Genomic DNA, 10,612 nt, shown 5'->3' on the forward strand with positions numbered 1-10,612 from the left:
CAGCGCGCCCCCCACAACGAGCAGGCCTGTTCGGAACGCGCCCAGACGGCGCTCCACCCAGGCGCCGAGGGTGAGCGTCACGATGACGTCGAGAACGAGCAGCGTCAGCCGGACGTGCAGCACGAGGCAGGTGAGCAGGCGCCACCACTGACCGTGCGCCAGGGTGCTCTGCGACGCGGCCCCCAGCAGGTGCGCTGCCGGGCCATAGGCGGCCCCGCCCTTCCACGTCATCGCAGCCCACGCTGCGAGCCAGCAGAGCACGACGCCTCGGGTCACCCACGGTGTGGGAGGGGATCTTTCCATCGGTCTCTCTCACGAACGGTATCGGCCAACACGGCGGAGCGGACTCTGAAGTACGGGATTCTCTTCCTGGTCACGGGTCTCCCCTGGGCTTGCGTGAGGCGCACGCGGCGCGGGGAGACCAGCATCGGCGGTCACGCGACCGAATCGGCTGTCTTCATGTCGACGAACTTGCTACAATGCTCGCATGTCTCTTCGACGCGGGGGCTTCTCCTCGTTGGTTCCGGCGGGGCTGCTGTGCTCGCTTGTCCTCGCATTGGGCCTGGCGCTGCTGCTATTCTCCTCTCAGGGCAAGGCGCCCCCGCCCACGGGCCCTGACCTGGTCTTCTCGTCGGACGTCGACGTGTCGGTGCAGTACGTCTTCGACGCGACACGCGGTGCAGCGCGGGTGGGGGAGGGCGCACACGCATTCGATACCGTGCTCACCCGTGACGGGAGGTCGATGGTGCGTGTCGAGGCGCGCGCCGCCGCGATGCATGCCCCGGGCTGGGGCAGCAGCGATACGAGCGTGGTGTGGCGGCGTCTCGATGGGAGCGGCAGCCAGGAGATCTTCAGCACGCGCGCTGACACCTTGATCACCACCCTGGCGCTGACGCCGGACGAGAAGCACCTGTCGTTCGTCCACTTCGTTCCGCGAAACCACGATTTCAGCCCGGAGGGACTGTGGGAGATCAACACCATCCGCCTGTCTGACGCGACCATGGTGTGTCGTCCGCTGCGCCCGCTGAACGGGCAGCCGGTCGCCTGTCCGGATGGGCTCACCTATACCGCGGCCGGAGACTGGATCGTCGCGTGCGTCTCCATCGCCGACGTGACCGCATCGCGCCAGCGACCCGCGACGGTGCTCTTTCACGCCGAGACCGGGGAGCAGCGTCTCTTGTTCCCTGATCGGCATGCGTGCGTCTCCCCACGCGGAGACCGCATCGCCTACGGCGAGCCGGGAGGGCAGCGAGGATGGCGCCTCATGGTGGCCCCGTTCGACGCCGCTCGGCTGTCGATGACGGCAGCGGGAGGGATCGAGGGGGCCCGCTGCGTGGTGGAGTACGGGTCGCGTGCCGACGGCATCGTCACGTTCCGCTGGGGTCGCGCCGGTGACCGCGTCTACTTTCTCGACGCCGCCGATGCCAGCCGCGGGCTTCACTGCGTCGAGGTCGATACCGGCGTGGCCACGGTGGTCGCGCCTGACGCCGCGCTGTTCCCGTGTGCGCGCGGGTATGTCGAGGCGCTGTCATCCTTGAGCCCCACGCAGGCCCGTCGCCTCCGGGGCGCTCTTGCGTCCCCGGTCAGCGACCCCCGTCAGGAGACGCGGGAGCGGTAGCGGGCGGCGCAAACTGCCGCCCCTGCAGCGCGCTGGGTCCCCCTTCCTGTTCGGGGTACTCGCGGCTGCGGACGTCATCGGCTGGCAGCTGCGCTGGCAGGGGCGCTCGCGACGCCAGCGATCCGCGGGTACCGGTCCAGAGCTCGGCCGAGGCCGTGTAGGGAATGCGCAATCCCTTGTGGTCGCCGTAGACCCCCAGATCGGTGACCAGGCCGAAGCGGGTGAGGTGGCGCGTTGTGGCGTCGAAGACCAGGAAGCCGTTGACCGTGGCCTCCGCCACGTTCTTGTCGCGGGCATGCCACAGCTGGTGCTGGCAGCCGTAGCGCCCGCTGAGCTGCACCCTGATCTCGCTGCCGCTCACGGCCACGCGCCCGTTCAACTCGGCTTCGAGCACCTCGCCCGCAAGGTTGAAGTTGGTCGTGGGCGGACACATGTGGCGAAAGATCGGGCTTGCCGCCTCCGCGGGGACGGCATAGGCATCGCCGGGTCGCGCACCCGCTGGGGGGAGAAGCGCCTCTTCTTGTGCGCGGTTGAGCACGCACCACTCGTCGATGGGGCTCTTCACACGGATGCGGAAGAGGGTGCTGGGCGGTGGCGGCGCCGCGGGAATGGGAGGCACATCATAGTCGAGCGAGGCCTTGACTCTCGGCTCGAGGCTGGCGAGGGTGTCGTCGAGCAGGAAGCGAGACGTGATGTGAAGGGCGATGTCATCACGCGCCATGCCGCTGAGCGCGCGGGGTACGTACCTCGCCAGCGGCGGGCCCGGTGGCTTGCCGAGCCGTTGAACGAGGCGTGCAAGCGTGGATTCGACCTGGTCCTTGAACAGCTGCACGTCTTCGACGTGGAACGCGGCCATGGGTTCGCCCTCGGGTGACACCACCCACAGCTGCGGCCCTCCGCGGTAGTTGAACTCTCGCCTGCGCTCGAACAGACGGGCGCGCAGGGCGAGATACCAGCGACGGCTTCCCGGGGCTGTGTTCACGAAGTCGACGAAGCACGGAATGAAGTAGCTGTTCAGCATCTTCACCGTCTCGGGCTTGGAGAGGAACACGCCCCTCGAATCTGCGACGCCGTTTCAGACCCTGCCGGTGCAGATCTCCCCGTCTCCCGTGACCACGAACACCGGGCGGCCGCTCGCGCGGGCGAGGGCGAAGGCGGTGTCGAGATCATCGGCCCATCCGATCTCGCGCACCGCGAGATCGCTGGCGCTGCACTGCCAGCGATGCATGCGCGTCTCGATGGCGGCCTGGTCGCGGTCGAAGGCGTATGCGCTCACCGTGCCCGATTCGATGAGAGCGAAGGCGAGCAGGTTCAGCGCCGCGAGCACGATGATTCTGCGCATCGAGGTCTCCAATCTGATCTGGCGGGGGTGGCCGACGTGGCGGCCGGCGCCGCGCAAGGCGCTTGTGCGGCGCCGCGTTCACGCGCTGCTGTACGAGAGCAGCCGAAACGGCCGTTCTCCGCCCAGGGGGGGTGCTGGAAGCGCGCCTTCTCGGCCGCGCTTCTCGAGTATAGCGTATGCCCGAGAGGGCGCGCAACTTGAAGGTCGGCCGTCAGACGTGCTATGTTCCCCACGATGGCCGACCCCGCATCCCCGACCCAGGCGAATCGCGCTCGCTTCGCGCGTGTCGACGTCATCGCCGTGCTCCTGCTGGCCCTTGCGTGCACGATGCTCAACGTGCACTGGGCGCTTCTCAACCAGGCGCCCCCGGCAAGCGATGACAACAGCCACCTGTTCGCAAGCCTCGATCTCGTGCGCCAGCTCGCGACCCTTCCGCATCCTGCCCAGGTGATTTCGGCCTACGTGCTCTGCCCCGGGTACTACCCTCCGCTCACCTACCAGGTGACGTGTCTCGGCTACGGTCTTCTCGGCGTCGGCCAGGCCGCGTCCATCGCGAGCTTCTTCCCGTTCCTGGCCGTGCTGGCCCTGAGCATGTACGGCATCGGGGTGAACCTCGGTGGGCGCGGGCTGGGGCTGGCCTGCGCGGTGACCGCGCTCGGCGCGCCGATTGTCGTCGACCACGCGCGCACCTACTTCATCGACCTCCCCGCCACCGCCATGCTGGCGCTGTCGGTCTTCGCACTGGCCCAGTCACGAGGTTTCGCGCGTCGGGGCTGGAGCGCGCTGTTCGGCCTCTCGATGGCCCTGGGCGTGCTCACGCGCTGGACGCATCTCGTCTTCATGCTGGTACTCACGCTCTACGCCGTGGGGCGCCTGCTGTGGGAGCGACGCAGCCCCGCGCTCGCGGTCGCCGCGCTGTTCGCCGCGCTCGGAGCCGCCGGACTGGCGCACGTGATCCTCACCGCGCCTTCCACCGACACGCTGTTCGACGCGGGGGGCGGCTTCGACTGGACCCCCTATGTCTTCACCGTCGCGGTCATGGGAGGCGCGCTCGCGGTGGCGCGCCTGCACGCGGCCCGGCGCCCACACCTCGCCCCCCTGCTCAACCTCGTGGAGTCGCTTGCCGTCTTCGTGCTCACGGCCTGGCCCTGGTACTACTACAACGGCGAGCGGGTGCGGTCGAAGCTGCTCTACCAGGCCGGGGTGCACATCGATGCCGCGCAGAGCGCGCGCGCCTACCTCACCGACCTGTCATCGATGGTCTGGATGGCGCCGCTGCTCCTCGCCGTGGGGGCGGTGATGGGGCTGTGGCAGCAGAGGCTGCGTGTGCCCACAGCACTCCTGCTGGGGAGCCTTGCGACGGTGCTGGGAACGGTGTCGCTGCTGCCCCCGGATCCCCGCTATCTGCTGCCCGCCGTCGTGTTCGTCATTCCGCTGGCCTTGATGTGGGCGGCCCACCTTCAGCCCGGCGCGGGTGCGCGGGCCGGCGCCGGGCTGCTGCTCGTCGTATCGGTGGTGAGCCTCTGGCAGGTCACGGCCTTCGAGTGGCGCCGTCACGGCTTCGAAGGGCTTGCGGGGCCGACGTGTCTCGAGACCCGCGTGGGGCCGGATCGACAGCCGCTCTACCTGGGGCTGCGCCCCGTTCAGCCGCGGGCTCCCGTCGAGGGGAGCTACCCCTACGACGCGCTGCTCGCCACGCTGTGCCTGCACGAGACCGATCGCCCGCTCAACCTGGCCGTGTTCGAGACGCCGGAAGACGCCGCGCGCTTCCAGCCCCGCTCCTTCCTCTATCACGCCGCCCTCATCGGGCTGTCCATGCGCGTGTTCATGTCAGAGGAATCGCTGCGCGCCGGCAAGCTCGCCGAAGATGTCGCGCAGTGCCGCCTCATTCTGGTGGTGTACAGCGATACCGAGGGCCAGCGCCAGATGATGGCGCTGGCGCGGACGAGCGGATTCGTGGCCGGCGCGCCAACGCCGCTGGCCACGTTCCGCTTCTCTCCGCGCTATTGCGTCGAGCTGTACCGACGATCGGGCACGCCTGCCGCGACGCCTCGGCTCACTCGCCTCGCTTCTTCAAGATCGCCTCGATGCGATCCATGATGGCGTTCATCTCGCGCATGGCGCTGGTGAACGGCGCGCTCGTGGTCATGTCGACCCCCGCGTCCTTCAGCAGATCGAGGGAATAGCGGCTCGAGCCGCTCGACAGGAACGTCAGGTAGGCGTCGCGCGCCTTGGTGCCGTTCTCTGCGAGGATGCGATCCGCGATGGCGGTGGAGGCCATGAGGCTCGTGGCGTACTGGTAGACGTAGAAGTTGTAGTAGAAGTGCGGCACGCCGGCCCACTCGTTGCCGCAGATCTCGTCGACCTTGCAGTGCCCCTCGCTGCTGCCGTAGTAGGTGCGAACGAGGTCGAGATACATGCCCTTGAGGCTGTCGCCGGTAAGGGTTTCGCCGTTGTCGACCTTCTCGTGCATCTTTGCCTCGAACTCGGCGAACAGCACCTGCCGGAAGAACGTGGTGCGGAACGTCTCGAGGCGCTCGCCGAGCAGGAAGAGACGGGTCTCGTCGTCTTTCGCCTCGTCGAGCATGCGGTGGAAGAGCAGGTTCTCGTTGAGCGTCGAGGCCACCTCGGCCACGAAGGTCGAGTAGTTGGCGTAGAAGATGGGCTGGTGGCTGTCGGTGAGGAACGAGTGCAGGGCGTGCCCGGCTTCGTGGGCCAGGGTCGAGACGTCGTTGTAGCCGCCGTTGTAGTTGAGCAGCATGTAGGGGTGAACGCCGTACACGTCCTGCATGTAGGCTCCCGATCGCTTCCCCGTTGCGGGGAACCAGTCGATCCAGCGGCTCTCGAACCCCTTCTTCATCGCCGCGCCATAGGCGGGTCCGAGGGGTTCCACCGCGCGCAGGGTGAGGGCCATGCCCTGCTCGGGGGTGAACTTCATCTCGATGCTCTTCACCAGGGGCACGTAGAGGTCTTCATAGCGCAGCTCGGGGAGCTTCAGCATGCGCTTGCGCAGGCGCAGGTAGCGGTGAAGGGTGGGGAGGTTGGCGTGGGTGTCGGCGAGCAGGCGGGTGTACACCGCGGTGGGGATGTTCGCCCCATCGAGCGAGGCCGCCATCGACGAGGAGTATCCGCGCAGGTCCTTGTTCACGGTGTGGGTCTTCACCCCGTTGAACATGAGGTTGCCCAGGGTGCGGCGGTAGCGGTTGAACGTGCCGAAGTACTCGCTGAACGCGTTGAGCCGGTCGTCCCGGTTCGCCATCACGCGCACCCGCTCGAACCCCGGCGCGTCGAGGCGCACCTTCTGGCCGTCGTGGAGCGTGATCTCGGGGTAGGGGATGTCAGCGGTGATGAACACGCTGCGGGTGCTCTCGGGGGCCGAGGCCATGTCGGCGCAGCGGGCAAAGACCTTCTCCTCCGCCGCGCTGAGGGTGTGGGCGCGCACGCGCACGATGTCGTCAAGAAGATGCTGGTAGGGGGCGAGCTTCGTCTCGGCCTTGATGAAGGCGGCCAGCCTGTCCGGACCGAGGGCGATGACCTCGGCGTTGAAATAGGCTGACGCGGTGCCGATGGCGTTGGCGGTCTTCTCGGCTTCACCGGAGAGGGTCTCGCCCTCGGCTGATCGCATGTCTTCATCGTGGAGGCACTGCGCGTAGGCCATCAGGCGGCCGAGCTCGAGCTGCACCGCGTCGTTGAGCTGCAGCGCCTTCAGCAGCGTGGCCGGACCATCGCCGAGATGTCCTTTGAGCGCCTCGATCTCCGGGATGCGCTTCTCGATGCGGGTGCGCGCGGCGGTGAAGGCTTCGCGATTCGGGTAGAGGTCGCCCGTGTTCCAGCGGAAGGCCGCGGGTGCACCGGTGGGCGCGGCCGGGGTCGGCTCGGCGTGGGCGGCAGGGATGGTGGTGAGGGCCAGGAGGGCGAGGGTGGTGAGCGTGCGTCGCATGGGGGGCGTACCTCGACAGTGGAATGGGCGCGCGTCGCATCGTGCGCGGGGTGCCTGGACGGCGGCACAAGATTCCTCTTCGGGAGGGCTCTCCCTGCTGGCCTCTCCTCGCCCAGGGCCTGTTCGCGCGGGAAGGGCGTAGCAGGAAAGGGTGATGCAGACGTGAACAGCCCTTCACGCAACGTAGAACCTGCCGAAGGAGTACCATGCGCTTCCCACGATTGCTGACGACCCTGGGCTGTCTCTTCGCCCTCACCTCGAGCAGCTTTGCCGCTCCTGCTTCGCCGGCCCCTGTAGAGGCCGATGCCATCTTCACCCACGGAACCGTGCTGCCCATCCAGCCGGCTGTCGAGGCCCAGGCCCTCGCCATCCGCGGGGGGCAGATCGTGGCCGTGGGCACCGAGAGCGCCATCGCGCGGTACAAGGGCCCTTCCACGAAGATCGTCGATCTCAAGGGCAAGACCATCATGCCTGGGTTCGTCGAGCCGCACACCCACATCGACGTGGGCGCAACCAACCTGGCCATGGTGCAGTGCGGCTCCGAGCAGCCGGGCGGGCTTCCGCGTGCCCAGACCATCGCGCGTCTCAAAGCCGCGGTGACGAAGGTCCCCGCGGGCGGATGGCTGCTCGGCAACGGCTTCGACCCGTCACGCACCACGCCGCTGTGGGCCGACCTCAGCGTTCACGATCTCGACGGCATCTCGACCACCGTGCCCATTCTCGTGCTCAACGCGTCGGGCCACATCGCCTACGTGAACCACCGCGCCTATGCGCTGGCCGGCATCACCGACAAGACGCCGAACCCACCCAGCGGTCGCTACGGCCACGACAAGCAGGGGCACCTAGATGGACGGCTCTACGAGCCCACCTCGTACACCGCGTTCATGGCGAAGGTGCCCACCCCTTCCCCGCAGGAGCTGCGCGCCCAGTTCCTGCGCGTGTACAAGATATTCAACGCGAGCGGCGTCACCACGGTGGGCGATCTCAACACCGGCGCGGTTGCGGGGGTCGCGCCAGAGGTGGCGATCCTGCGGTCGCTTGCGGCCGAGGCGCCGGTGCGCGTGCGCTGCTACCTCGCCTATATCGCCCTGCAGGGCAAGACCCCGCCGGTGAAGCCGTTCGAAGGCGATGACAAGCTCAAGTTCATCGGCTTGAAGCTCACCATGGACGGCTCGACCCAGGGGTTCACCGCCGCGCTCACCCAGCCGTACCTGCACACCTCTGACAAGGGCGAGCTCGACTGGCCGTCGCTGCCGAAGCTGCTGGCGTCGGTGAAGCCCTACTTCGATGCCGGCTGGCAGTTCTCATGTCACGCGAACGGTGACCGCGCCCTCGACCAGGGCCTGGCGCTCTACGGCGAGCTGACGAAGAACCTGTCGCCCCAGGCGCGCGCCAACCGTCGCCTGCGCATCGAGCACTTCACGGTCAACCGGCCCGAACAGGTGAAGAAGGCCGCCGAGCTGGGAACCACCGTGAGCATGACCATCGGCCACGTCTATTTCTGGGGCCGCGTCTTCAACGACTACGTGCTGGGCGCAGCCCGCGCGGCTCGCATCGATCCGGCCGCGGCCCTGCTCAAGCAGGGGGTGAAGGTGTCGTTCCACAGCGACTACACCATCACCAGCGTGAGCCCGCTGCGCTACATGATGACCGCCATCAACCGCACGCCCCAGCAGAACCCACCCCAGGTGCTGGGACGGGAGCAGGGCCTCACCATCGATCAGGCGCTGCGCGCCGTGACCATCGATGCCGCGTGGCAGATGTTCATCGACGACAAGGTGGGCAGCCTTGAGCCTGGCAAGTACGCCGATCTGGTGGTGCTCGACCAGAACCCTCGCAAGGTCGACCCGTCGAAGCTCGCGAGCATCGGCATCAAGGCGGTCTACCTGGCAGGCAAGCGGGTGCGCTAGGGCTTCGACGCCCCCTGTCGACAGGCAGGTCTCACGGCCGCCCCGCGCCCCTTTCCGACGGGAGGGATGTGGGGGCGGCCGTGGCGCTTCTGGCGGCCCCTGCTCCCGGCGCCGCGGTGGGCGCACCGCTCGGCGTCGCTGCGGGTGCGCCGCTCGGCGTCGCGACGACCACTTCGACCGCGGTCCCTTCCTCCAGATCGTCGGTCGGGTTGGTGACTATCCTGTCTTTTGGCGACAGCCCTCGGGCCACCTCGATCTCGCTGCCGAGGTCGCGATCGATGACGATGGGCACGAAGTGGATGCGCTCGCCTTCCACCACCGTTGCCACCCGCGTGCCCTGGGCATCGCTCACCAGCGCCGCGGCCGGGACGCGCAGCGGGCGAGCTGAACCGCCACCCTGCAGAACGACCTCGGCGTACATGCCAGGGCGGAGCACGCCGTCTGGGTTCCTCAGATGGATCTCCGCAATCACCGTGCGTGACGCCGGATCGAGGCCACCCGCCACGTGCGCCAGGGTGGCCACGAACCTGCGGTCGGGGAACTCGCGCACCCGCGTCTCGGTTGCGTCTCCGACGTGCAGAAAGGGGATCCAGGTCTCGGGCACGTTCACCATGACGCGCATCACATCGAGGCGCGCGATGCCGAAGAGGCCGGGCGTCGTGCTGCTCGAGGTGGCCACGCTGTCGCCCTTGACGAGCGAGCCGTTGTCGACGCTCCGTGACGTGATGACCCCGTCGAAGGGCGCCACGATCTGCTCGAAGCCGCGCAGCACGGCATATCTCCTGCGATTGGCCTCGCCGGAGGCGCGGCCCGCCTGGGCAGCCCTCAACCCCGCCGCAGACGATCGCAGACCGGCCTGGGCGGCCACGACCTGCTGGCGCGCGGCGGTCTGACTGGCCTGCGCCGAGCGCACGCTGGCATCGGCGGCGGCGCGCGCGGTCTCGGCGGCGCGCAGGTCGGCCTCTGCCCCGCTCACCGCGGTGCGGGCCGCGTCGAGGGCGGCCGCCGTCGCCTCGGCGCTCGACTGGGCTGCGTCTGCGTCCTGCTGGGTCACGAATCCCTGCGCGAGGAGCGATTTGTAGCGCGCCCATGTCCGTGCGGCCAGGATTCGCTGGCTGTCGGCCTTGCGCAGGTTTGCCCGCTGGCCTTCGAGCGCGTGGCGGGCCTGCCTGACGCGCGCGTCCGCGGTGTCACGGTTTGCGCGTGCCTGGGCCACCTGTGCCTCGGCCGCCGCCGCTTGCGCCTCGCTCTGCGAGAGAGCGGCCTGCTGGCGCGTCAGATCGGCGTCAGCCTGGGCGGCGCCAGCCGTCGCGCGTTCAGCGTCGGCCTGCGCCTGATCGTACTGGCGGTCTACGTCAGGCGCCTCGATCTCGGCCAGGATGGCCCCTCTTCTCACACGATCTCCGAGATCGACCCTTCGGTTGCGCACGTAGCCGGTGGTGCGGGCGTTGATGGTGGTCTGGGTGAGCGACTCGATGCTGGCGGGAAGGGAGAGGGCGGCGTCAGGAGCGGGCTTCGGTGCCGCAATGATCACGGTGGGACGCGCGTTGCGTCGAGCCTCCGCATCGGCCCGCAGCCGTGCCCGCTGGATCAGGCGGGGAACGACGCCCACGATGGTCAGCACGACCAGGGCAAGCGCCCCCCAGCGCGCGATGCGCCTGACATCTGGTGGGGGGGCCTGCGGGGCGACCTCGCTGGCGTGCTCGACGCGCTGCGTGTCGGCCGGGTCTGTGTGGCTTGCGGTCATGGTGCTTCTCCAGAGAGGGGTGCGGGGATCATGTGGCTGGCGTGTCCTCGAACAT

8 protein-coding genes are annotated in these 10,612 nt (G+C 68.6%); 3 read left to right on the forward strand and 5 right to left on the reverse strand.

All coding sequences use genetic code 11. From position 1 onward, the window contains the following. Positions 1 to 303 (reverse strand): rhomboid family intramembrane serine protease (locus EB084_11565; protein ID NDD28892.1); only part of this gene is annotated, 303 nt, incomplete at its 3' end. Positions 304 to 487: 184 nt separating this feature from the next. On the opposite strand from EB084_11565, the gene EB084_11570 reads away from it, so the two are divergent. Continuing rightward, positions 488 to 1,618: a hypothetical protein gene (locus tag EB084_11570; protein NDD28893.1), complete on the forward strand. Its 1,131-nt coding sequence runs from the start codon at positions 488 to 490 to the stop codon at positions 1,616 to 1,618. Here the strand turns inward: EB084_11570 and EB084_11575 are convergent. Together EB084_11575 and EB084_11580 are read right to left on the reverse strand one after the other, a co-directional pair. Beyond that, positions 1,584 to 2,669: a hypothetical protein gene (locus EB084_11575; GenBank protein NDD28894.1), complete on the reverse strand. Its 1,086-nt coding sequence runs from the start codon at positions 2,667 to 2,669 to the stop codon at positions 1,584 to 1,586. The two genes, EB084_11570 and EB084_11575, sit on opposite strands and share 35 nt — an antisense overlap. Before the next feature lie 24 nt (positions 2,670 to 2,693). Then, on the reverse strand, positions 2,694 to 2,960 hold the full coding sequence (locus tag EB084_11580) for a hypothetical protein (GenBank protein ID NDD28895.1): 267 nt from the start codon (positions 2,958 to 2,960) through the stop codon (positions 2,694 to 2,696). Between the two features lie 222 nt (positions 2,961 to 3,182). Between EB084_11580 and EB084_11585 the strand changes: the two genes are divergently transcribed. Continuing rightward, entirely contained in the window at positions 3,183 to 5,060 is a 1,878-nt protein-coding gene (locus EB084_11585; protein ID NDD28896.1) for a hypothetical protein, read from the forward strand. Here the strand turns inward: EB084_11585 and pepF are convergent. Continuing rightward, positions 5,017 to 6,900 (reverse strand): oligoendopeptidase F, encoded by a 1,884-nt coding sequence (gene pepF, locus EB084_11590; GenBank protein ID NDD28897.1) that lies wholly within the window; start codon positions 6,898 to 6,900, stop codon positions 5,017 to 5,019. The genes EB084_11585 and pepF overlap by 44 nt on opposite strands. A 206-nt stretch (positions 6,901 to 7,106) precedes the next feature. Here pepF and EB084_11595 point away from each other — a divergent pair, with 206 nt between their 5' ends. Then, entirely contained in the window at positions 7,107 to 8,810 is a 1,704-nt protein-coding gene (locus EB084_11595) for an amidohydrolase (protein NDD28898.1), read from the forward strand. Between the two features lie 31 nt (positions 8,811 to 8,841). Here the strand turns inward: EB084_11595 and EB084_11600 are convergent, their stop codons facing one another. Then, on the reverse strand, positions 8,842 to 10,557 hold the full coding sequence (locus tag EB084_11600) for an efflux RND transporter periplasmic adaptor subunit (GenBank protein NDD28899.1): 1,716 nt from the start codon (positions 10,555 to 10,557) through the stop codon (positions 8,842 to 8,844). Positions 10,558 to 10,612: the final 55 nt, after the last annotated feature.

This window comes from Pseudomonadota bacterium (genome assembly GCA_010028905.1).
Lineage (GTDB): Bacteria > Vulcanimicrobiota > Xenobia > RGZZ01 > RGZZ01 > RGZZ01.